Origin of the sequence: Mesotoga infera (assembly GCA_011045915.1) — a bacterium.
Classification (GTDB): Bacteria; Thermotogota; Thermotogae; order Petrotogales; family Kosmotogaceae; genus Mesotoga; species Mesotoga infera_D.
The window spans coordinates 26,401-50,286 of the sequence record DSBT01000175.1; the positions used below are offsets into that span (position 1 = coordinate 26,401).

Annotated in this window: 22 protein-coding genes and 1 tRNA gene; 4 read left to right on the forward strand and 19 right to left on the reverse strand. The window is 44.5% G+C overall.

Annotated features, from left to right (window positions below; translation table 11 throughout):
- Positions 1-10: 10 nt before the first annotated feature.
- The 19 genes from ENN47_06255 to ENN47_06345 all read right to left on the reverse strand — a co-directional run bounded on the left by ENN47_06255 (position 11) and on the right by ENN47_06345 (position 19,103).
- On the reverse strand, positions 11-289 hold the full coding sequence (locus tag ENN47_06255; GenBank protein HDP77774.1) for a DUF503 domain-containing protein: 279 nt from the start codon (positions 287-289) through the stop codon (positions 11-13).
- Between the two features lie 104 nt (positions 290-393).
- On the reverse strand, positions 394-2,466 hold the full coding sequence (locus tag ENN47_06260) for an elongation factor G (GenBank protein ID HDP77775.1): 2,073 nt from the start codon (positions 2,464-2,466) through the stop codon (positions 394-396).
- Positions 2,467-2,494: 28 nt separating this feature from the next.
- Positions 2,495-4,168 carry a phosphodiester glycosidase family protein gene (locus tag ENN47_06265; GenBank protein HDP77776.1) on the reverse strand — a complete coding sequence of 558 codons (1,674 nt, stop codon included), beginning with the start codon at positions 4,166-4,168 and terminating at the stop codon, positions 2,495-2,497.
- A 12-nt stretch (positions 4,169-4,180) separates the two neighbouring features.
- Positions 4,181-5,482 carry a thymidine phosphorylase gene (locus tag ENN47_06270; GenBank protein HDP77777.1) on the reverse strand — a complete coding sequence of 434 codons (1,302 nt, stop codon included), beginning with the start codon at positions 5,480-5,482 and terminating at the stop codon, positions 4,181-4,183.
- Positions 5,479-6,729 (reverse strand): PAS domain-containing protein, encoded by a 1,251-nt coding sequence (locus tag ENN47_06275; protein HDP77778.1) that lies wholly within the window; start codon positions 6,727-6,729, stop codon positions 5,479-5,481. The genes ENN47_06270 and ENN47_06275 overlap by 4 nt, the downstream gene beginning before the upstream one ends.
- Positions 6,730-6,733: 4 nt before the next feature.
- The gene (locus ENN47_06280) at positions 6,734-7,453 is read right to left on the reverse strand and encodes a response regulator transcription factor (protein ID HDP77779.1); all 720 of its coding nucleotides are present in this window, start codon (positions 7,451-7,453) and stop codon (positions 6,734-6,736) included.
- The gene (locus ENN47_06285) at positions 7,425-8,900 is read right to left on the reverse strand and encodes a radical SAM protein (GenBank protein HDP77780.1); all 1,476 of its coding nucleotides are present in this window, start codon (positions 8,898-8,900) and stop codon (positions 7,425-7,427) included. Before ENN47_06285 ends, ENN47_06280 begins: the two co-directional genes overlap by 29 nt.
- Positions 8,893-9,300 carry a hypothetical protein gene (locus ENN47_06290; protein HDP77781.1) on the reverse strand — a complete coding sequence of 136 codons (408 nt, stop codon included), beginning with the start codon at positions 9,298-9,300 and terminating at the stop codon, positions 8,893-8,895. The genes ENN47_06285 and ENN47_06290 overlap by 8 nt, the downstream gene beginning before the upstream one ends.
- Positions 9,301-9,307: 7 nt before the next feature.
- Positions 9,308-11,215 carry an ATP-dependent metallopeptidase FtsH/Yme1/Tma family protein gene (locus ENN47_06295; GenBank protein HDP77782.1) on the reverse strand — a complete coding sequence of 636 codons (1,908 nt, stop codon included), beginning with the start codon at positions 11,213-11,215 and terminating at the stop codon, positions 9,308-9,310.
- 4 nt (positions 11,216-11,219) lie between these two features.
- A complete protein-coding gene (tilS, locus tag ENN47_06300; protein ID HDP77783.1) occupies positions 11,220-12,611 on the reverse strand; it encodes a tRNA lysidine(34) synthetase TilS in 1,392 nt (463 codons plus the stop codon).
- Between the two features lie 42 nt (positions 12,612-12,653).
- Positions 12,654-12,729, reverse strand: a tRNA-Thr gene (locus tag ENN47_06305).
- Positions 12,730-12,773: 44 nt separating this feature from the next.
- Positions 12,774-14,309: a ribonuclease Y gene (gene rny, locus ENN47_06310; protein ID HDP77784.1), complete on the reverse strand. Its 1,536-nt coding sequence runs from the start codon at positions 14,307-14,309 to the stop codon at positions 12,774-12,776.
- Positions 14,310-14,363: 54 nt separating this feature from the next.
- Positions 14,364-14,801: a RecX family transcriptional regulator gene (locus ENN47_06315; GenBank protein ID HDP77785.1), complete on the reverse strand. Its 438-nt coding sequence runs from the start codon at positions 14,799-14,801 to the stop codon at positions 14,364-14,366.
- On the reverse strand, positions 14,801-15,850 hold the full coding sequence (recA, locus tag ENN47_06320) for a recombinase RecA (GenBank protein HDP77786.1): 1,050 nt from the start codon (positions 15,848-15,850) through the stop codon (positions 14,801-14,803). Before recA ends, ENN47_06315 begins: the two co-directional genes overlap by 1 nt.
- Positions 15,834-16,406 carry an RNA 2',3'-cyclic phosphodiesterase gene (thpR, locus tag ENN47_06325; GenBank protein HDP77787.1) on the reverse strand — a complete coding sequence of 191 codons (573 nt, stop codon included), beginning with the start codon at positions 16,404-16,406 and terminating at the stop codon, positions 15,834-15,836. The genes recA and thpR overlap by 17 nt, the downstream gene beginning before the upstream one ends.
- A 1-nt stretch (position 16,407) precedes the next feature.
- Positions 16,408-16,947: a CDP-diacylglycerol--glycerol-3-phosphate 3-phosphatidyltransferase gene (pgsA, locus tag ENN47_06330; protein ID HDP77788.1), complete on the reverse strand. Its 540-nt coding sequence runs from the start codon at positions 16,945-16,947 to the stop codon at positions 16,408-16,410.
- On the reverse strand, positions 16,934-18,235 hold the full coding sequence (gene rimO, locus ENN47_06335) for a 30S ribosomal protein S12 methylthiotransferase RimO (GenBank protein ID HDP77789.1): 1,302 nt from the start codon (positions 18,233-18,235) through the stop codon (positions 16,934-16,936). The genes pgsA and rimO overlap by 14 nt, the downstream gene beginning before the upstream one ends.
- On the reverse strand, positions 18,232-18,768 hold the full coding sequence (locus ENN47_06340) for a DUF4416 family protein (GenBank protein ID HDP77790.1): 537 nt from the start codon (positions 18,766-18,768) through the stop codon (positions 18,232-18,234). The genes rimO and ENN47_06340 overlap by 4 nt, the downstream gene beginning before the upstream one ends.
- On the reverse strand, positions 18,768-19,103 hold the full coding sequence (locus ENN47_06345; GenBank protein HDP77791.1) for a hypothetical protein: 336 nt from the start codon (positions 19,101-19,103) through the stop codon (positions 18,768-18,770). The genes ENN47_06340 and ENN47_06345 overlap by 1 nt, the downstream gene beginning before the upstream one ends.
- Positions 19,104-19,252: 149 nt before the next feature.
- Between ENN47_06345 and ENN47_06350 the strand changes: the two genes are divergently transcribed.
- Genes ENN47_06350 through ENN47_06365 form a run of 4 tightly spaced genes read left to right on the forward strand, consistent with a single transcriptional unit; the run spans position 19,253 to position 23,870 of the window.
- Positions 19,253-19,906 carry a redox-sensing transcriptional repressor Rex gene (locus tag ENN47_06350; protein HDP77792.1) on the forward strand — a complete coding sequence of 218 codons (654 nt, stop codon included), beginning with the start codon at positions 19,253-19,255 and terminating at the stop codon, positions 19,904-19,906.
- Positions 19,906-20,511 carry a uridine kinase gene (locus ENN47_06355; protein ID HDP77793.1) on the forward strand — a complete coding sequence of 202 codons (606 nt, stop codon included), beginning with the start codon at positions 19,906-19,908 and terminating at the stop codon, positions 20,509-20,511. Before ENN47_06350 ends, ENN47_06355 begins: the two co-directional genes overlap by 1 nt.
- A gap of 18 nt (positions 20,512-20,529) precedes the next feature.
- Positions 20,530-22,851, forward strand: coding sequence for a hypothetical protein (locus tag ENN47_06360; GenBank protein ID HDP77794.1), 2,322 nt, complete (start codon positions 20,530-20,532; stop codon positions 22,849-22,851).
- The gene (locus ENN47_06365; protein ID HDP77795.1) at positions 22,848-23,870 is read left to right on the forward strand and encodes a BMP family ABC transporter substrate-binding protein; all 1,023 of its coding nucleotides are present in this window, start codon (positions 22,848-22,850) and stop codon (positions 23,868-23,870) included. The genes ENN47_06360 and ENN47_06365 overlap by 4 nt, the downstream gene beginning before the upstream one ends.
- Positions 23,871-23,886: the final 16 nt, after the last annotated feature.

A 23,886-nucleotide genomic window follows, 5' to 3' on the forward strand; every position in this document is an offset into this window, starting at 1 on the left:
CCTCCACTTCTCACCAGATCTCTCCATTCTCACCGATAATCTCGATGCCATTCCATATAATGCGTTGCCAAACCGACTGAAGGAGTGAATCCAGTTCACCTCTCTCGTTTGTGACAATACTTACCGTTAATTCCGCCTCTTGCTTCGAATCATGTTTCCCAGTTTCGACGACGGAAGCGTTGAAGTTCTTTCTGAGATCACTGATTAGAGGTCTAATAACCGCGCGCTTCTCCTTCAGAGAACCGATCCCGTATAGTCGTAACAGATATGTCATGTAACCTACGTGCATCTCACCCTCCAGGTTTCTGAAGTCTCAAGTCTATGACATTTATCGCTCAGCTACCGTTCAAAAGAAAGCGGGGGAGAACCCCCGCTTGACTGACTGTCTCGTTATTACTTCTGCTGTTCTTCGAGCTCTCTTTGTCTCTCCAGAATGATTTTCTGCTGGACATCGGGCGGCGTTTCCTGATAACCATTGAATCTCATGGTGAAGTAACCTCTCCCGCTGGTTATTGAGCTTAATTTGTTCGCAAAATCAAGCATCTCTGCAAGCGGGACCTGAGCAACGACTTTCGAAGTACCCTTCCCTTGAGGTTCCATACCCATTGGTCTGCCTCTTCTAGAAGTTATCTCACCCATTATATCGCCCGTCGCTTCTTCGGGAACGAAGACATCGACATCCATCAAAGGTTCAAGAATTACCGGACTGGCTTCTCCCATACCATTCTTGAAGGCCTGCCTGGCAGCTATCTGGAAAGACATATCCGAAGAGTCTACATCGTGGTAAGAACCGTAGAAAAGCGTAACTTTCGCATCGACTACTGGATAAGAAGCCAGCACGCCCTTCTTCATAGCCTCAACTACACCCTTCTCGACAGCTGGTATGTAGTTCTTTGGAACGACTCCACCAACGATTTTATCTATGAACTCAAAACCACCGCCACGCTCATTCGGCTCAATCTTTATCTGAACGTGTCCATATTGACCATGTCCCCCGGTCTGTTTTTTGTGCTTATACTCAGCTTCTACAACTTTTCTGACAGTCTCTCTGTATGCAATCTTTGGTTTTCCAACTTCGACATCAACAGAGAATAGTTTCTTCAGCCTTTCTATCATTATTTCAAGATGTACAGAACCAAGACCGCTGATGACTGTTTCATTGGTTTCGGGATCATTTTCCCACTTAAAAGTCGGGTCGGATTCAGCCAGTCTTGCCAGACCTCCGCTTATCTTATCTATGTCTCCCTTCGATTTCGGCTGAATCGACTTTGAAATCATCGGTTCAGGCATCAAAGGAAGCTCAAGTGTCAACTGTCTATCCTTGTGAGCCACAGTGTTTCCTGCTGCGCTTTTCTTAAGTTTGCTAAGCTTGACAATGTCTCCAACTGTTGCTTCATCTACCTCAATTTCCTTTGTACCCTCTGGTAACATCACGTGGCCAACCTTCTCAGAGGAATCCTGATCGACAACAACAAAGGAGTCCCCTTGCTTCAGAGTACCGGAGAGTATCTTCATAAAAGTTAGCTTCCCAACGAATGGATCAACGACAGACTTGAAGATGTAGGCCACAAGAGGTTCCTCTTCGTCAGGCTTCACTTCAATTCTCTCGCCAGACAGGAGTCTAGCTGGTTTCACCGAAGTCTCAGAAGGTTTTCTGCCTACTTCAATCACGAACTCCAGGAGCTGCTGAATTCCGATGTTCTTTGCGGCCGAACCTAGTAGGACCGGTATTACTTCATTCGCCAGGTAGGCCTTTCTAAAGGCTGAAAGCAGTTCTTCAGTTGAGAGTTCTTCTCCCTCCAGATACTTCATCATCAGTTCTTCGTCGTTCTGGACGATATCCTCAATCATTTTCGTTCTTGCCTCTGCGGCAGAAGATTGCAGATCTGCGGGGATATCTTCTTCTCTGCATGTTCCTCCGTCTTCAACAACAAATGCCCTCATCTTCAAAAGATCTACTAGACCTCTAAAGCCGTCTTCCTTTCCTATCGGTAGCTGAACGAGAACTGGCGTTCTTTCAAAAGTGTCTGCAATGTCTGTAAGGGTCTCTTCATAGCCGGATCTTTCCTTGTCCATCATGTTGAAGAAGGCAATTATTCCTTTTCCAAGCTCCTTTGCGATTGTCCCGAACCTTTCTGTCTGTATCTCTAGCCCGGCTGTTGAGTTTATGACCGCCACAATATTCTCTGACGCAAAGATACCGTTTGCAGTCTCTGCATAGAAGTCCGACATGCCGGGGGTATCGATAACATAGATTCTGCTGTCGTTATGGGGTAAACTTGTGACTCCCATAGAGAAACTTGCTTTCTTCTCCTTTTCGACTTCTTCAGAATCAGTTGCCAGGATGCCTATTCGATCGATTAACTTTGCATTGAAAAGCATGGCATCAACAATTTGAGTTTTACCAGACCCGTGGTGCCCAATGAGTGTAATGTCTCTTTTGGCATCGATCGGAATCTTGTCCATATCTGACCACCTCCAAATCTATTTCAGTCTATTTACGCGACCCAGTTATAATTACAGGCAGAGAAGGCACTCCTGAAGAAGGTGAGTTGATTATTTCACCATTCACAGACATCACGGAAGACTTCCCACCATCCAGACACATCAAGGAAAAGAATCCTTTGTCTTTGAAAAATTCTATCATCTCTTTGAAAGTTAAGCCATAGCTGCTTTGCTGGTAGCCGTCGATCACTATAAAAACAACTTCTCCAGTCACTTTTACTCCAACAAGTGTTCTTGGAGCTCTGACATCAAGAAGCGACGCTGAATAGTAGTTTCTCTCGTAATCAGTGACGGGCCTGCCATCATGTATGATCATTGGTCCGCCTTCGACGGCTCCCGTTATCCTCTCACCGTAGGAATTCAGTAGCTCCAGCGAAACTGATCTACCCACGGAGGCCGAATCCGATATCTTCTGAAGCGATGAAGGCGAAAGAACAAGAACATCCGAACCCTTCTCCACTCCAGAAACATAACCCTTGCTAATTATTCTACTGTCTTTTATCGAAAGGTAAACGAAGTCGTCAAATTCAGGGATACCGTTACGGTATTCGTCGGTGTACAAAACCGCCTCTCCTCTGTACGGAGAATTGACCCCCGTTATCTGAACAAAGCAATCATCAAATCTTGCCAGATAGATTATATCCATCCTGGAAACGTGGACTCTGCCATCTTCAGTGAAGTAAATTGCCGGTCTGCCAAGAGTGGGGAGTCCGAGGACCTTTCCATCTCTCACAAGAAGACCGATAGGGAGATTCTGATTCTGATCGAAATAACCACCGTTAATCATTATCTGCGCACCGCTTCTTCTGAGAGTGTCGGTTGCCTTTTCCAGTCCTGAGACTCTGTCATTTGCAAGCTCAATTTCGAAAGAGAACTTTGCACTGTTCATTTCGAGGAAGGACATCATGAATTTCTGACCGCCCGCATAGGATTCGAATATGTTCAGATCAAAATCAAGACTGGTTTCCTGCTGCAGAGTCCTTCCAATTCCACTCTTTCCCCTAAGAATCAGCGTTCTTCCCTTTATCTCATACTCGACATCGGGCCACGGTTTTTCAGCGGATATCTTCACGAAACCCCTTCCCGTGGTCACAGTCATCCCATCATATACCAGGAAAGGATCAATCTTCGCAGGTCTTAGGGTCACGGCCAACGAACCGCTTCCAGTCCACCATATCGTGAAAAAATCCGGAAGTATATCTCTGTCCAGTGTTATCGATATTGAATCCAGACGATTCTCAATGCTCTTGATAGTAAGAGGCTGAGCGTAAAGTATCAGCGCCTCGCTTTCGCTGAAAAAAGACTTATCGGTTATTGCCCCAAGCAATTCTGCGTTGATGTGAACCTTGTCGTCTTTAATAATCAGTGAGTTTTCAAATTCGCTCCCAAATTCAACCGTAGCCCTCTGATTCTCATGAGAGAGAGAGACGATAATCCCCGAAGGAAGAATCATTATTGTCTCTTCCTGACGAAGAGACTGAGAAACAACCACGCCCCTTATAAGCTCTCCGATTATTTCCAGCTTAACGAAATCCATAGACCGCTCAGTAACTACTGCATCAGCAAATACCCTCGTCTGTCCTCTCTCGTCGAGATAAATCAAATTCTTTGCTGAAGAAACAAACGAAAGAAATAGGAAAAAAATCATGAAAATTCGCCTCATTGAATGCACTCCTTAAAGCACTTCGTAGACTATTGGTGGAGGTGTGGACTTCTGTTCTGAAAGAACAAAGCTCTTTCTAATCGCTTCGATCTCCTTCTCAATGATATTTTCATTATTAGCATGAATCATAGCGATGGGCTCGCCCTCTTGGACTCTATCTCCAATCTTCTTCAATACCTCCAGGCCTACGGAAGGATCCACGACATCTTCCTTTTTCTCTCTTCCAGCACCCAGCCTCATACAGACAAGCCCTATCGACTCAGCATCGACAGACCTTACATACCCATTAAAACTGGATCTGACTTCCTTCACAAAAGCGGCTCTTTTGAAATATGTGTCATACCGCTCCGAAAAACCTTCAGGCCCACCTTGAGCACTGACAAACTCATCGAACTTGCTTATCGCTTTTCCAGAGACAATTAGGTGATCAACAACCTCTTCGGCATCCTTACCACTTGCAGCTCCCCCGATTACTAGCATCTGACCGGCAATAACTCTGCAAAGGTGACTGAAGTCATCAGGACCGGCTCCCTTAAGTGTCTCTATGGCTTCGACGACTTCCATGGAGTTGCCGACAGCGATCCCCAAAGGCTGGTTCATATCACTTATTACAGCCTTTGTGGTCCTCCCCTTCCTCTTTCCAATATCAATCATTGCAACTGCAAGTTCTCTGGCTTCCTCAAGATACTTCATGAAGGCGCCTGTTCCAATTTTGACGTCAAGGAGTATTCCATCTGAATCAACAGCGAGTTTCTTGCTCATTATACTTGAGGCAATAAGCGAAATCTCGTCAACTGTCGCAGTAACGTCTCTCAAGGCGTATAGCTTCTTGTCTGCTACCGCGACCTGTGCAGTCTGACCGGCCAATGCAATTCCAATCTTCTCGGACTGCTGCTCAAACTCCTCAATACTCAGTGAGGTCACAAACCCGGGAATTGACTCAAGTTTATCAATAGTTCCCCCTGTATGGCCCAGACCTCTTCCTGATAACTTGGCGAAGACCAGACCCGCAGCTGCAACAATGGGTCCAACAACCAGTGTGACTTTGTCCCCGACACCGCCAGTAGAGTGCTTATCCACTTTCATCCCATTAATTGAAGAAAGCTGAATCTTCTCGCCGGAATCAATCATTATTTCTGTCAAATGGAATCTCTCTTCTGAATTAAGGTGGTTGAAATACACTGCCATTAACCATGCTGCCATTTGATAATCGGGCACATCGCCACGGACAAAGCCCCTTATTAGAGAACAAAGCTCTTCCTTTGTGTTCGGGAGACCGTTTCGCTTTTTCATGATTATGTCGTATGTCCTCATTCAAACACCTTCTTAAGTGGTAGCTTAACCTTTATAATTGTCCCCGTTCCATATTCACTCTCAAGGGAAATCGTGCCTCCATGTTTCTCGATGATGAACCGCGTAATTGCCAGTCCCAAGCCTGTACCGCCCATTTTTCTAGATCGTGCCTTATCCACTCTATAGAAGCGCTCGAAAATATGCTTTAAAGAATCTTCAGGTATTCCAACTCCAGTATCTTCTACTTCTATCATGGCATAGTTGTTCTGCGCAAAAGCTCTCAGCCAGATCTCTCTCGGCCCGTGTTCCTTTGCAAAAGTATACTTGACGGCGTTATCAATCAGATTTAGAAGAAGTTGTACGAGCCTGTCAAAATCACCCTCTACAAAGATTCCCTCCTCCATGTCAACATTTACAGAGACATCTTTCTCGTTTGCGAGCGGTTCAACAATCCTCATGACATACTTGACTACTTCTCCAAGTTCGACATCCTCCTTACTGAAAGAGGCTTCGCCAGATTCAAGCTTCTCCAGATCAAGCAAGTCGTTGATCAATCTCGTCATTCTGGCAGATTCGTTTTCGATAATTGACAGAAACCTGTAGACCGTCTCTTTGTCTTCCAGATCATCTTCAGCAAGCGTTTCAGCATACCCATGAATTGATGTCAGCGGTGTCCTGAGTTCGTGAGAAACGTTGGCAACAAAGTCTCTTCTCATTGCCTCTACTTCCTTTTCTTTAGTTATATCTCTCAAGAGTATGAGGTATCTAACAGAATTTTTGAGAGGCACTCTCATTATTTTGCACTCTCTTATTGTTCTCTTGGGATAGTATATAGTTATCTCGGATTCCTGGTTTTCCTGAGTTCTAACCGAATCTTCAAACAAATCACCGATGTAGTAGTTTTCTATCCCTTCGCTTATTTTTCTTCCAACAATTTGCTTGCTTGATAGCTCTTGTGCGGCTTTGTTTGCGTATTCTATCTTTCCATCCTCTACTACTATCAAGAAGGCATCGCTCAGATTATCGAAAATCGTGACGAGATTCTCGATTCTGGCGTTGAGAGAGGACATATCCTCTTCGATTTTCGAGACCAACTGCTGGACCTTCTTATATATGAAGATGAACTCGGCGCTTCTTGGAACTTCAACGAGGTCCGCAAAGCGCCTTTTGGCGGCTTCTAATCTCTCATTTTTCTGCTTTTCGCGTTTGAACAGAATTAAAAAGAGAAAAGCCATCACCGCAACAGTAGCGAGGACAGCATAAAGCAACGAATCAGTCTTCCTTTCCGGGATCTCTAAACTTGTAACCCTTGCCCCTAACAGTAATAATGTACTTCGGATTGGAAGCGTCTTCTTCGATCTTCGTTCTCAATCTTCTTATATGTACATCAACAGTCCTGGTGTCGCCGTAGTAATCGTATCCCCAGAGTTTGTCGAGAAGAACATCACGACTGAATACTTTCCCTTCATTTTCGGCTAAGAACCTCAGAAGCTCGAATTCTAAGGGAGTGAGACTTACCATTCTGTTCCTGACTCTTACTTCATACTTCTCGGTATCGATCTCAAGATCTCTGGCAAGTATCTTCTTTGGCCTTTCCTCTTTTGCCTGGGCGCTCTGCTGAATTCTTCTAAACACCGCTCTGATTCTAGCTAACACTTCTCTTACACTGAATGGCTTTGTGATGTAATCATCTGCGCCAAGCTCAAGCCCCAACACCTTGTCGAATTCTTCACTCTTGGCACTCAAAAAAATCACAGGTGTCTGTCTGAACTTTTCAGTGGCTCTGAGATTCCTGACCAGTTCGAATCCATCCATTCCAGGAAGCATAATATCGACGATAAACATGTCCGTTTCGTTATCTTCGGCGATCTTCAATGCTTCTTCGGCATCATAGGCCTTAAGTACATCATAGCCCTCCTTCTTTAGATTGAAAGTAAGGAGTTCCACGATCGAAGGTTCATCGTCAACGACCAGAATACTCTTCTTTGCCATGCTTATTCCACTCCTTCCGTTTCGAATTCACTTCCTCTGCATATTTTTTCAGAATAGGTGTTGGATCAATTCCACGTTCTACGTATCCGAGCAATTCTTCACTTCTTTCCTTATCGATATTGGCAAGGGCAAATTGAAGTTGCGACTCTCTAAGGCTCTCGAAATCAATCTTTATTCCCTCCAATACCAATTCCGATCGAATCTCCCTTTCATACTTTCTAAGATTTCCTGTTGGCTCCATTGGCAATCCTTCAAATGGAGTTCCCGGTTTAGGAATCAGAGGATTGAGACTCAAAGTTACATTTGAATATCCCATACTTAAAGCTTGCTTGGCTGTTCTTACTATCCCCCGCCTGTCTTCAGAGCATTCAAATAGCGCGCCAAAAATGTAGTACATCTTCACTCTCCGGAACCCATTTTCCCTTCCAAGTTCGAGCGCCTTCAGAATATCTCCGTCGCTTATTCCTTTTGCAAAGGCATCCCTCATTCTCTGACTACCGCCTTCGGGGGCAATTGTAAATGAGCTCTGCATGGAAAGCCTAAGCGCTTTCATTAGAGTACTTGAAAGAGAATCCAGCCTAAGGGAAGAAACAGACAGCTCATAGCCTTTTTCTATACAGTGTCCGGCCACTTCCTCAATATTCGGATAGTCTGTAACCGTCGCTGCCACAAGACCAAATCTCTTCGTTATTGGAGAAACGGAATCCATTAAGTCAATAGCATCTTTCAGTCCTCTAAATCTTGGTCTACCGAATCTGTGCCCTGCTACACAGAACCTGCATTTCCTGTAGCATCCTCTTCCGATCTCAATCAAATATCGATCTCCAAACACAGAATCCGGGGTAATAAAGACACTCTCTCCGAGAGAATTCGAGAAGACCGGTTCCACTCGTTTTGTAGTCATAGCAGCGACAATCTCTTCTCTACTCATTCGATGGTCAACAGAAGAAAGACAGCCCAAGAACTCTTCACTCAAATCTCCTTTGTAGACGACATCACCAACTTCGGCTAGCAGGATGTCACTAAAGTAAGTCATGGCACCGCCAATAAGGATTACCGGGTGAAAACTGTTCCTTTCCTCTTTCTTGAGGGGAATGGAGAACCTATTAAGAATGTCAAAGACGTTTAGTAAATCAAGTTCGAAATGTATCGAAAAAGACCATATCCTGAATTCGTCCAGGGGCGTAAGAGAATCAAAAGAATAGTACTTCGAAAAACCTCTGCTGTAAAAGAATCTCTCCGCTCTCACACTGCCTATTTCGTTAAATTTCTTCAACAACACGTGTGTTGACAAACTTGCGCTTCCCACTTCATAAGAGTTCGGATAAATAATTGCCACTCTCACGTCTCCAAAACTCTCCACACTCTGAATAAACCGTTCTCTAGATCGCAGGTTAGAAACTAATTCGTACTCGCCCCAGCTTCTTTTGTCTCTAGGTCTACGCACCAAACACTCTCCTGAGAAAATCAGTAGAGATAAATTTCCGTGAAAACTCAAAAGAACCTGCCTCGGAACCAAGTTGGTCTACCGAGCCTGAAAATCGAACCTCGGCATTGTCAGAAACGGATTCAATCTTTATATGTATTACCAACTCCTCATCCATAAGCAAAGGAGAATGATGCCTGATAAAACTCTCAGATACTACCGAGACAAGTGACTCAGATTCAAAATCGGCAATAATCTTGTGCCCACAATTATGAATAATCTTCATCAGGCCGCTTGTCGAAAGGAGGTTCAATAGTTCAAAATCGTATCTTTCCGACCATCTCAACGATACGTCGGTTAATGTAACCGCTTCTGTGTATTTCTTGCCTGTCAAAGACTTCAAATGCACGAAATCCAGCATTACGCGGTCACTCCAGTTTTTTTGTGATCTCAGGATCTGCTGCATTTGCTCCAGGTGCAATATCTACCGCTTCAAGTTCATCCTTATAATAGTTGCCGGCTTTCAGTTCCAGAATCTCTGCAAGTTCTCTACCGGAAATAGTCTCTTTCTGGAGAAGGTAATCTGCTGCTTCATCTAGTTTCTTCCTGTGATCGGAGAGAACTCTCTTCGCCTTCTCATAACAAGTAAGAACTATCGTCTTTACCTCAGAATCGATTTCACTGGCTATCTCCTCAGAATAATTCTTCATTCTGGTCAGTTCTCTTCCAAGAAAGACCTCATCTTCTTCCTTGCCCCAGGCAATTGGTCCCAATCTCTCACTCATTCCGAATTGGGTAACCATACTTCTTGCCATGGCGCTCGCTCTTTCAAGATCACTTGCAGCTCCCGTCGTTATTTCACCAAACACAAGATCCTCTGCGGCCCTGCCTCCAAGTGCTTGAGCCATGTTATCCAAAAGTTCAGACTTCGTAATCAGGTACCTGTCCTCCAAAGGAAGGCTCTCCGTGAAGCCTAGCGTCGAAGTCCCACGAGGAATTATCGTTACCTTGTGGACTGGAAAGGCCTTAGGAAGTATCAATCCGACCACGGCGTGACCAAGCTCATGATAGGCGAGTATTTTTTTCTCTCTTTCACTGATTATCCTGGACCTTTTTGCCGGACCCGCAAGAACTCTGTCGATAGCTTCTTCGAGTTCTGTCATTCCTATCATCTTTTTCTTCTTTCTGGCCGATAGAATTGCTGCCTCATTAATCAGGTTCTCAAGATCAGCCCCGACAAATCCTGGCGTCCTCCTGCCCAGAAGCTGCACATCTACTTCGGGATCTATTGGTTTTCCACGCATATGAATTTTGAGAATTTCCGATCTTCCCTTCAAGTCAGGCGGATCAACAGAGATTTTCTTGTCAAATCTTCCAGGCCTTAACAAAGCTTTGTCAAGAATATCGGGTCTATTTGTTGCAGCGATTACAATTACATCGGTCTTTGCATCAAAACCGTCCATTTCGACAAGGATCTGATTCAGTGTTTGTTCCCTCTCATCGTGGCCGCCGCCAAGTCCAGCTCCTCTGTGCCTTCCCACGGCATCGATTTCATCAATAAATAGAATAGCAGGTGCCGAGGACTTGGCCTGGGTGAAGAGATCTCTGACTCTTGCAGCTCCAACTCCAACGAAAAGCTCCACAAAATCTGAACCACTTATGAAGAAAAAGGGAACACCGGCTTCACCTGCAACTGCCCTTGCAAGAAGAGTCTTTCCTGTTCCAGGAGGACCGACAAGCAACAGTCCTTTTGGCATTCTCGCACCTGTATCAGAAAAAACAGTAGGATCCTTCAGATAGCTCACAATATCAGCCAGTTCTTGTTGCGCTTCTTCTACTCCCGCAACATCTTTGAAAGTAACTTTTTTGTCTGTACTTACGTATTTCTTCGCTGGGCTCTTGGTAAATGTGAAAGCCTGAGAGTTTCTTCCTGACATTGATCTCATAAGGAAGAACCAGATGAAAATTATTATCGCCAAAGGAATGATTGTACCTAGCAGATTGACCCAGAAGAGAGAATCACTACCTCGTTCAAATGTTATGTTTACTCCCCTTTCAGCCAGATGGTCAACATGATTCTGAAACGTCTGGGTTACGAGAGTTTGAGAAGGAACATAAGTCTCAAGAGATCTTCTTGGATTATCTCCTGTAATGTACATGACCTTCCCGTTGTCATAGATAACTATATCTATTATGTTATTGAAGTCATCCAGGAACTTCGTGTAGGGAACGACAACACTTGTCTCAGATGGATATAGGCCCCTGAGAGCAATCAGCAGAAAAATGCCCAAAACAACGTAAAACAAGATCATTCCAATCCTGGGCTTCTGATCCACAGAACTACCTCCTTTCAAGGCAAAAAGCTACAGTATCAAGACTGGAGGGGCCAACTCTACATAGCTCGCTCGTGACAACACCTGGAATCCAAAGGATCTCTCCAGAAGCGTTTTCAAGAACCAGAATCTTACTTGAGAAGCCCTTCAAACCTTTCTCTGAAAGCACATCAATCACTTTCTTGTTTCGCTTCATTCCGAATGGAACGATTGTATCTCCCGCTTTCATAGTTCTCAACCTCATTGGTAATACGATCCTGCTGGCAGAACACATACCGTAAAAAGCGCCGTCCATTTTCTCAAATTCCTCTCTCGGCTTCTTAGTAATCCTTTCCAGTGTAATCTGCCATTTTTCATATGAACAGGCAAAAGGCAAAAAATCAATGGTTCTTTCCTCCAACCCCTGAAATATCAGTTCTCCCACATGGAAGAAGAGATACTTTCCGATTCTCGAAGCCTTCACGTCCTTCCCAAACTCTATTGTCCATCTTCCTTTGGAGGAGACAAGAAGATCGTAAAAAGCTAAGACACGCTCTCTTGACGGCGGATAACTGTCGCAACTCAAGTTTACAACCATTTCTCTTGCCATCTCGAAAACAACGGCTTTTTCGACTGCAATCAGCTTTGAACTTTCTATGAAATATACATCTTCTAATAGTTCAAATTGGTCGAGAATCATTTCAACCTTCGCGCGTATGAATTCATATCCGTCGTATATGTTTTCAAAGAACCGCCATATGGCTTCATTGAGGGCTGGATTCATCTTCTTCAACTCGGGGATGATTCGTAAACGAACGTAATTGCGCTCAAAATCATCCTCAGAGTTGGTTTGATCCTCCATGAATGTAACCCTGTTAATTGTAACATAATCTATAATACGTTGCATATCGCTGAACAGCAAAGGTCTGATCAAGTCACTACTGAATGGACGCAGTCCGACGACACCTTTCATACCCGTTCCCCTCGCTAACCTCAGTAGAATGTTCTCCACAAGATCGTCACGATTATGACCTATGGCTATCAGGTCAGCTTCAACCGCAGACTTAACTTCTCTTAAGAAACCGTATCTAACCTCTCTCGCAGCCGACTCAACAGACAGGCCCTGCTTCTTCTTCATCAAATCTCTTACATCACGTTTCTCGTGGTAGAAAGGCACAGATCTCTCTCGACAAAAATCCTCAATCATTCTTGCCTCTTCAGCAGGACCTTCTTTTCGAAGACCGTGATCTAGATTAGCGGCGAGAAGCTCAATCCCCAGCTCTGTCTTCAGATTAATCAGGATATTTAGCAGAGCCATCGAATCTTTCCCGCCCGAGACAGCAACCAGTATCTTCTGATTTTTTCTGATTAGGTGCCATTTCTCTATGAACTTCAGTACTTCGAGCTCAAATTGATCCAATTCTTTCACCACCAATAATAATGCGCCCGTTTAGGGCGCATCTGGAGCCAACGAAGGGACTTGAACCCCCAACCTGCTCATTACGAATGAGCCGCTCTACCGGTTGAGCTACGTTGGCACCCGACTTCAATTCTATATTACTGCTTTTCACATGTCAATCCGTCAGGAAGCATAAGAGACGCTTCTTCTCTCTCTTATAACAGTCACCTTGATAACGCCCGGATACTCAAGTTCCTCTTCTATCTTCTTGGCAATATCTACAGCCATCTTCTCGGCCAGAAGATCGTCGACCTTCTCGGGCTCAACAATCACACGAATCTCCCTTCCTGCTTGAATTGCGTAGGCCTTCTCTATGTGCTTGAAACCGGTTGCAATGTTTTCGAGGTTTTCCAATCTCTTTATATACATGTCAAGAGATTCTCTTCTTGCCCCCGGCCTTGAAGCGGAGACTGCGTCCGCGGCAGCCACAAGGACAGCCTCAGGGGTCAGTGCCTCGGTTTCGCCGTGATGATACTGTATCATATTTATGACATGAGCCTTTTCGCCGTATCTCTTTGCGATTTCGCCGCCGATAATCGCGTGTGACCCCTCGACTTCGTGGTCAATCGCCTTGCCTAAATCGTGAAGAATCGCCCCTCTCTTCACTTTGTCAATATTCAAGCCCAGTTCCGAAGCCATTAAGGCTGCCAGATGAGCCACTTCGACAGAGTGTTGCAACACGTTCTGCCCGTAACTGGTTCTAAACTTCAGCCTACCAAGCAATTTTACAAGCTCCGGATGCATAGAGGGAATCCCGACTTTCATCAGAGCCTCCTGGCCGGCTTCCTTTATCTCGCTGTAGACTTCCTTCTTCGACTTCTCGTACATCTCTTCGATTCTCGCCGGATGAATTCTTCCGTCTTCAACAAGCTTATCTAAAGTCATCTTCGCTATCGCTCTCCTAAGAGGGTTGAAACAGGACACAACGACTACCTCCGGTGTGTCATCTATCACAAGATCTGAACCGGTCAGCTTTTCGAAGGCCCGGATGTTTCTTCCCTCTCTTCCGATAATTCTTCCCTTCATTTCATCGGAAGGGAGACTTACTGCGCTTACTGTCACATCACCCGTGTAGTCTGCAGCGTATCGCTGTACAGAGTTCACGATGACCCATTTTGCATATCGATTTCCCTCTTCATCATAATGATCCTTCATTTCCTTCAATCTCTGCGCAAGATCGTGCTCATAGATCTCTTCAGCCCTCTTCAACACAATCTCCCTGGCTTCTTCCATAGAAAGGTCGGCCAAACTAAAAAGCTTCTTCTCAGCCTCTTCCTTCATCTCTTCAACGCGAACCCTCTCTGAATCGAGTAGCTGCCTCGTCTTCTCGATAGCCTCTTCCTTTTTGTCGATGTTATCTTCTCTTCTGGAAATCCTATCTTCCCACTGCTTCAATTCTTCACGATCTCTCTTGAAATCCTTCTCCTGCTCTTCACGAAGTCTGTGAAGTTCTTCACGTCCTTCGATTAGAGCCTTCTTCTTCATATGATCGGCCTCTTCCTGAGCCCTTTTGATGATCGATTCAGAATCTTGCTTTGCAGATTTTAGCTGAAGCTCCATATCCTCCTTTGCCTTCTTCACGGCCAAGGGGGTAAGTATAAAATAAGCCAGCGCTATCCCTGCCGCCAGGCCGGCGATTATACCAATCAATAGCATCATAGTTTCTCGTCGCTGGTCCTTTAACTAGCCTTCAAGGAAACCAGCTCCCTCCCTTCATAATTTCTGTTTGATCTCACCGATAACCTCGTCGATTATGGCAGACGAAAAACCTTTTCTGTACAGTTTTCTTCTAATCTTATCAGGATCTGCTTGTTCTGTGTTACCTGCCGCCTTCTTTACAATCTCTTTCAAGTCGCAATTTTCTAATTCTTTGTCCATCAAATCGTCAATAAGCTCTTCCGAAACGCCAAGCTTTAGAAGTTCCTGTTTCAGTCTGAAAGGTCCCTTATAGTAAACACTCAGTCCATCACTGATATAGAATTTGGCAAAGACCCTGTCATTCAGTAGGTTCTGGTTTTCCAACTTCCCGATGACCTCTTCAATCTCTTCTTCAGAATACCCCTTCTTGAAGAGCTGTGCGTGGATCTCCTTTCTTGATCTCAACCTGTATCTCAAATATCTTAGAGCATCTTTCAACGGATCGGAAAGCATCAGCTATCCTCATCCTTCTCCTCTTTCTTCACTTCCAGAAGCGGCAGATTGAATTTCGTTCTCAGTCTGTTTTCCATTTCCACCATTAACTCTGGGTTCTCCTTCATGAACTCCACTCCGTTAGCTTTTCCCTGGCCAAGGCTAACTTCATTGCCATCGGCGGGAATATATGCGTACCATGCACCCTTTCTATCTATCATGTTTTCTGAGAGCGCAAGATTGAAAAGCTCATTCGCATGTTCTATACCCTGTCCGTAGATTATGTCTACCTTCGCTTCGCGGAAAGGGGGAGCGACTTTGTTCTTGACAACTTTAATGGTTGTTTCATTCCCCAAAACTGTGTTTCCTTCTCTTATCGCACTGCCTCTTCTGACTTCTAGCCTTACCGAAGCATAGAACTTCAGAGCGACACCTCCGGTAGTTGTTTCCGGGTTACCATAGACTACCCCGATTTTCATTCTCGTCTGATTGATGAATATCACTATGCATTTTGACTTGCTCACATTTCCAGAAATCTTCCTCAATGCCTGCGACATAAGCCGAGCCTGCAAACCCACCTGCAACTCACCCATCGCGCCCTCTATTTCAGTTCGAGGTACTAGTGCGGCAACCGAATCTACCACAATGAGGTCTACTGCATTTGACCTTATGAGACCATCCACAATGTCTAGAGCCTGTTCCCCGTAGTCAGGTTGAGATATCAGAAGATTATCAACATCCACGCCAAGATTTTGAGCGTAATGAATATCCAGGGCATGTTCTGCATCAATGAAGGCAGCTATTCCGCCACGCTTCTGAACTTCTGCAATGGCATGCAAGGCTATTGTTGTTTTTCCGCTTGATTCCGCACCGTAGACCTCAACAACTCTACCTCTAGGATATCCTCCCACTGTGAGGGCGATATCGACCGCAAGAGACCCGGTCGAGATTACCTCAATGTTTTTCCGGTCTTCCTTCTCTCCCATCAACATAACCGAACCCTTTCCAAATTGCTTTTCGATATCCTTTATCGCTCTTTCGAGCGCGTTCTTCTTATCCTTCGACAGCATGTTCAATCAGTCCTCCTTCAAAGCTGCATGTGAAGACCTTCCTGTACCTCGCTCCTTCCCTGGAGAGGATTGATTCAAATACCGATACTTCTCCGACGGGAAAGATTATTCGTTCATCTTCGATAGTGCTTAGAAATTTGCGCCACATTGGCGGGCTGAACTTCATTCTTCCAACGGTCAAGTGAGGTCTGAAGTTTCCGTCAACAGGCAGATTCATCGCCTCCAAAACAACTTTGGTTTCCCTCTGGAGATTCAAAAGACTTTGATTCCGCTCTATTGCCACCCAGATCACTTTCGGCAGCTCCTTATGTTTGAAATAACCTATCCTTCCAGTTTCAAGTGTGAACGAAGGGAAACCTCTAAGCCTGCGCGATAGCATTGATGCTATCAAAGAAAGTCTCTCCTGTTCGATATTGTCGAGAAAGGCTAGGGTAAGATGGGCGTTACTGCCCGGAACCCATGAAGCTTTGAATCCCATTCTCCTAAGTTTTTCCGAAATACCGTCTATCATCGCCGGAACTCTCTCTCCTGTATCCACTGCAATAAACGAGCGCAATTCACTTTCCCCCCCTGAAAATATCAATATTCTTAAGCAGGTAATTGGCGCCACTTATTGCTGTAATTGCCGCAATTACTACTTCCAGCCATAACATCATTTCCCCGGGAGGAATACCCCAGAGCAAATTGGAGTAGAGCAAAATCAAAAGAGTCATTTGAGAGACCGTCTTTGCTTTTCCAAAAATGTCGGCGGCGATAACTTTTCCCTTGTTCGACGCGACCATTCTGATTCCCGAAACCAGTGTATCTCTAGTTACAAGTATAAATAGGAACCATAAACTGACTCTCGAAAGAGCCATGAAACCGAGAAATATTGAAGTGACCAGTATTTTATCAGCTATCTGGTCTAGGAATTTTCCCAAATCAGTAACCAATCCACGTTTTCTGGCAATCCTGCCATCGAAAAAATCAGTCAGAGAAGCAATCAAAAAGATAACAAACGAAAAGTAGTTTCCAATTGCGTTCCCAGTCGTCAGGAGCAAAAGAACGGGCAAGGCTAGCACCATTCTGGACAGCGTTAGAATATTAGGCAAGTTCATCCAGCACAACACCTTCCATGTCATGTTCATAAGTTTCCGTAATTCTAGCCTTCAAGAAAACTCCTTCCTCATTATGGCCCTTCAGAACGACCACCCCGTCGACTTCAGGAGCACTGTTGTAAGCTCTTCCTAAAGTGTAGCTGGCACCGCTTTCCTCAAGCAATACAGTCATTACCTTACCTTTGAAGCGTGAAAGGCGTTGAGCGGAAATGGAATCCTGTTCTTCCAGTAGCGTTTCGAGCATTTGCTTCGCAAATTCCTTTCCGACAGTCGGCTTTTGACCAAACGCTCTTGTTCCTTCTTCCCTGGAGTAGACAAAACCCCCGAGTCTGTCGAATTCTACAGTTCTCGCAAAGTCTAGAGTCTCATTGAAGGTAGCTTCGTTTTCACCGGGAAATCCGACCATGAATGTGGTTCTCAAAATAGCGTGAGGAGCCTTCCGCCTTATACCTAGAAGCATCTCAAGAAGCTCGACAGAATTCCTGGATCTACCCATTCTCTTCAGAATTTTGTCCGAACCACTCTGAACAGGTACATCAAAGTAATCTACTACTTTCGGCAACGAGATAATCATATCCACCAAAGCATCGTCAACATGATCAGGATGAAGGTACAGAACGCGAATCCAGAAATCACCTTCGAGATCATTCAGTTTCCTAAGAAGTCCTTTGAGGTCGATTCCTTCACTAAGATCTCTGCCATATTGAGTGGAATCTTGAGATACCAGGACTATCTCCTTAACGCCCTTTTTCACAAGAGAAAGCGTCTCCTTGACCACGCTTTCTGAGGTCCGACTAACCGACATGCCTTTGAAATTGGGAATTGAACAGAAAGCACAATCTCTATTACAGCCGTCTCCTATCTTGACGTATGCAGAATACTTCCCTGCTACTCTATTGGAATAATCATAGATTACTTCGGGTTCACTGTGATAGAAGAACTCTCCCTTCTCAATCAAATCTGCAAGGGTCATTGGGCTTGTAACCCCTATCAAACCGTCAATTTCGATGATCTCCGACTTCAGTTCTTTATAATACCTCTGAACAAGACATCCTACCGCAAGCACTTTGAGGCCAGGATTTTTCGTTTTGAAGGAAAGGGATTTGAAGATCTCTTCAAGACTTTCCCTCTTCGCATCGTCTATAAATCCGCAAGTGTCTATGACGAGTAAGTCAGCAGCCAAAGCATCTTTCACTATCTCATGACCTCTGCCTATCATAATGCCCACGAAATTGTCCATATCGGCCATATTCTTGGAGCATCCCAGGGAAAGGACTCCAAATCTCATAGTCTTTCCTTTCTCTTCAGGAGGTACAACTCTCTAATCCTCATCAATTCTTCGATGTACTCCCGATCCCTGTAGTTAGGATACGTATATGGAAGGGGTGCAAAAGAACCGTTGACAAACATAAGCGTAATTTCCGCAGAGATACCGTCCCACAAATAGATTCGATTTGCCCAGTGCTTCGTGGAAGCAAGAACAAACTGTGCATGGTGTACGTACCCTGGATCAAGATTAATTTTTCGCTTCCCTTCAAGTCTGAAGTCTTCTTCGACTCCATTGGTGATTTTCTTTGTCAACGAAAGCTGCTGAGGATGAATTAGCCTCTTGAAGGAGATCAACTTGCCTTTGAGGTTGTAGCCCATCTCATCGTTATAATAAGACGTGTACTTGTCGAAGTCCAGAGACCTCGATATATAATCTGCCGGTCCAAACTTCCTCTCAAGAACTGGCTGAATTTCCTGAAGCCTGTAATCTATGTATGAACCGAACATGAAGACAACGAGATTCACCATTTCAGTCTTTCGATAACTTCCCATCACCTTACACTCACTTCCGCCAATGGAATACTCACGTTGACAATCTTCCCATTACTCATTATTGAGTACCTTCCAGGTAACTCTTGTTCAACGACAAGTCTATCGTTTCGTTTTATCTTCAGTACCAGGCTTTCTCCTGGCTGAAGCACATATCCTTCATCATCAAACTGCACTCTCAATCGACTTGTTATATCAAAAAAACCGACTTCAAATTCGGTAGACTGCGTTTCTTTTACATACCTATAAATGAATAGAGTTTCTACGAAAAGGAAGAGAGACAAAATCAGCAGTACTACCGACGCTAATTGACTATTCAATCCAACTCTCTTTCCCATAAAAAGTGCTCCAGTCTATATTATGAACATTCTAAGAGTAATTATAGCACGTTGATGTATGACATTTTTTGAGTGGTCTGATCAAAGGTAGTTGATGAGTAACCGTGTTATAATTTTCGCAAAGAAACCGGCCGGGAGGTTGATTGACAATGGATAGCAGGAGGATCCCCAGACCTACGATAAAAAGACTTGCCGTATACCATAGATGCTTGGAGAATCTGGTGATCTCTGGTGTGCCTAGCATATCCTCAAAGGACCTTGCGGAAAGACTTGGAATCAAGGCTAGCCAGGTCAGGAAAGACCTCTCTTATTTCGGAGAATTCGGCAAGAGGGGCGTAGGTTATGGCACCGAGCTTCTGTTGGACAGTATAAGCGAAATACTTGGAATCAGGAAGAAATGGAATACCTGCATCGTTGGAATGGGTAACTTGGGGATGGCTCTAGCCAACTATCCGGGTCTTGCCGGTTCAGGCTTCATTACAAGAGCTCTGTTTGACAACAATCCCAATAAAATAGGAATACCGATGCCAAACGATCTTATAATCGAATCAACCTCGCTGCTGAAAAACATTGTCAGGGAAAGAAATATAGAGATAGGTGTCATTACAGTTCCCGCAAACGCTGCACAAAGTACAGCCGAGCTCCTGATCGAGGCCAGCATAAAGGGAATAGTCAATTTCGCTCCAGTCAGACTCTCGTTGCCGCCAGAAGTGAGGAATGAAGAGATAGATATTTCTGTCTCGTTCAGGTCACTGGCCTTCAGCATGACCTTTGGATCTTCAGGAAGGGGAAGAATACGGTAATGGTGCTTGTTTCTATAATCGGTGGCAGTGGTTCAGGCAAGACATCGGTCACCAACGTCATCTATAACCACTTCAAAGATAGAGCCGCAATACTCTCGATGGATGATTACTACAAGAATCTCGATCCCGGGACAGACCCAAGAGAGTTCAACTTCGACTCACCAAGAGCTTTTGATTTCGAACTATTTGAGCAGCACCTGAAGTCGACTAAAGGGAACAAAAGCATTATGGTTCCAGTCTATAGTATGGTCACTTACCGACGGGAAGAGGGAATATGCAGAGAGTTCAAACCAAAACCGCTGGTTATTGTTGAAGGGCTCCTCGTTATGTTCAAGAAAGAGATGAGAGACCTCTTTGATTTTTCTATCTACATAGATGCTCCTTCCGATGAGAGACTGATTAGAAGAATTGAGCGCGATACCAAGGAGAGAGGAAGGTCTGTGGACAGTATAATTGAGCAGTACAGGAAGTTTGTTGCCCCTTCTTTTGAGAGCTTCATAGAACCTCAGAAATACTTTTGTGATATAGTTTTACCTGACGGAGCCGCTAACACTACCGGGCTAAACGTGATAATAAACGCTATTGAAAACATGTTGAACAAGTGATCGGGCTGGAGGTGTAAAGTGCCAAAGAGTATACTCTCGGTCATTGTCTTTCTGGCAATTGCTGTTCTTTCCTTTTCCTTTAGCCAGAAACTGATAGTCGAGGACTTTAAGATTTATGTAGATGACTACAGCCAGCAAGAACCACAGCTACCGAAAGTTGTCAAACTCATTGAAGACCTCGATTATCTGTCAATCTACAGATTGTATAAGCTTCAGATGGTAGGAAGTATTGAGAAAAAAGAGAGTTCGACAACAATCGCAGGACTTCTCACAAAACATCTTGAGGCATTCACTGAAGAAGACTTCCGCGATAGCGATGACAGAATTGCTTACAGCGCTTTTCTCGCGTGGGTTCTTTCAGACATTTCTGGAAAGGCATTTGAGACTTACTCGCTAAATGAAATGCCGGCTTACCTCGAAGTCTTCAATTCTTATTCCTCAAGAGTGCGCAGTATGGCCGAGGTTGTCTACAAGGAGTGGATCGCCTACTCTTTGGGTCTATTGGAGGAAAAACCAGGAGCATTTCCTGACGCGCTAGAGACCTCCAATTCATTCTCCTCTTTCAGTTTGAAAGTTGACGCTCCGGTTGAGTCAGAGCAGGAAATACTGAGTCTTTCCGACAACAGAATAATCGATGCGCTTAACGAGACTGTAGCCAAGTTAAGCTCAAAAGAGTACAGTGTGAGTGCTCTTGTTGAAGAAGAAATCAGCAGGTTGGCGATACAGACGGCTATGGATCTCGCTCAATTAGGCGACGCCGAGATGATGTCTGCAGGAAGGGAGCTCTTTCGACTCTGGCTTCTAAGATCCATGGGGCTTATTGAATATGCACCTTTTTTCCCAGAGTCGATTGCCGTGAGAGAAAAAGAAGTTGCTGGATTTCAACTTGATATTGAACCGGTAGACTCCAAGTATCAAGTACTAATCGACTCACTTGAGGAGAATCCTGGAGTCAGAACTACAGTAATAGAAAAGATTGAGATGGGAGCACAGCTTCTTTCGATGAAGCAATTCACTCCTGTAGGCCTAATCGAAAGCGATATTGCAGACGAAGTAAGGAAGATTGTTCCAATTCAGGCGAATATAATGGGTGGAATAAGGAATGAACTCTCTGCAAATCTTGTTCTGAGTGTTGAAAAGCGCCTCGATCTCTGGTGGTTAAGGGTTATTGTGTATGCATTATTAGTCGTTCTGGCATTCACAATCCTGCCTTTCGTCAAGAAGTATCTGATTGGCTTAATAATTCTTCTTGAAACCACTTATGTATTTTTCATAGGCAACATCATTGCAGGTATCTTTGACCTGTCCCTTCATTCGATATTCGTGCTTCCAGCCTTTGCTTTCTTACTTATGCTAACTATCTCTTCTCTGCTGAACAAAAGAAAAAGAAGCAGGATTCTTATCCTGAAGTTAATCCTGCTTGTCTTGATCTCAATATTTCCCTTCCTCAATATTCTTAACGAGCAGCCAGAGATAGCTATGGACAACTTTGAGGGATTCTATGATTCCGTTTACTATTCAACACTGAAGAATGATGTCTTTCTCGCTCCGGAATCGATGATAAGTCTGCAGACAAGAGACCTGAACTCTCTTGTCTCAAGCGAGCTGAACGCTCTCAAAAGAATTCTGCGAGTGGTTATTCCAAATAAGATGAATTCATTCTCCACGGCTGCCGAAATGAGCTATAGCGTCGACAGTAATGGAAGGCTCAGAGTTGCGGCTCCCGCATTCAATGAGTATTTCTCCATTGAAAATCAAACTACATACATCTCCGAGCTCCAGGGCCTCACAAAAGACATTGATAGCTTCATAAGGGATAGCAATAGAAACAGCAGGAGTTACTCATCATCAGTATCGGCTTTGATCGCGACTTCTGAAAGAATAGTTGTTTACGCCGGAGAGAAGATGAGGGAAGATTTCACCTATTCACTCGAAACTGCGCTTGGATCTAAACCCGAACTGGCAACTGCCCTCAATGATTATCACAAAGAGATTGATCCCCTTCTCGAAAGCGACCCCTCTCCAGTACCTGTGAAAGTATATAGAGTGCGTGAGTTTGCTGCACTCATAGTCGCTCTATTATTACTCGCAGTTACTCTGTTCGTTGTTAGGAAGCCAATAATCTCTTATATGAACCTGGCAATAATCGTCGTATATTTTTTCTTGGTTTTGCCAGGAATTAGCAGCTTGAATCTCTTTGTTCAAGGCGGGTCTCCAATCTTAAGAGTGACCATCAATCCCTCAATAAACGTTTTGTTTTTGATTGTTTTTGCGGGTATAATTGTCTTATCAGTTCTATGGATCTTACTATCTCATAAGAAAGGGAGTGTTAGTGAATGAAACTAAGATTATTACTGGTGTTCTCACTTATTCTCATGATTGCCCTCCCAGTGATGGCAATGAAGGTAATCATGGTTACTGACGTCGGCGGACTTGGTGACAAGTCTTTCAACGACGGAACATGGGAAGGAATTGTGAAAGCTTCTGATTTCCTTGGATTGGAAAGGGAAGTAGTTCAATCTAAAGAACAGGCCGACTACATACCGAATCTGTCGAACGCCGCAAAGGAAGCAGATATTATTTTCGGAGTCGGTTTCATGATGGCCGATGCGCTTTACAAGGTTGCTCCTCAGTTCCCGGACACCTACTTCATAGGTATCGACATCGATCTGATCGAGAATATGCCTAACAACGTGGCAACGTATCTATTCAAGGAACAGGAAGGGGCTTTCCTTGTAGGCTATGTAGTAGCCGCTATGACTGAGACAAACATGGTAGGTTTTGTTGGTGGTCTCCCGATTCCTCCTGTCGAAAGATTCCGCTATGGCTATGAGGCTGGAATTAGGGTTTACGAAGAGCTTCACGGAAAGACCATTAGCATGCTTCAGGGATACACTATGGACTTCAACGATCCAAAGAAGGGTAAGGACCTCGCCCTCGCTCAGTTCGCTGAAGGTGCAGACATTGTCTTCCACGCAGCAGGTGCATGTGGAAACGGAGTAATTGAAGCCGCCGCTGAAAAGGGAGAAGGCTTCTTTGCAGTAGGAGTTGACGTTGATCAGGACTATATGGCTCCTGGAAGAGTCCTAACCAGTTCAGTTAAGAGAGTCGACATGGCTTCTTATCAGGCCGTTATGAGCATCGCACTTGGAACTTTTGAACCCGGAACGAAGACCCTCGGTATTAAGGATGAAGGCGTTGGAATCAGCCCTATGACTTATACCAAAGATGTTGTGGGACCAGTTATCCTTTCCGAAGTCGAATATCTTAGAGGTCTTCTTAAGGCTGGAGCATTTATAGTTCCTGACACTCAGGAAGAGCTGGATGGATTCGTTGTCCCAGAAATAACCCTTCCATAATGGAAGCTCTTCACAC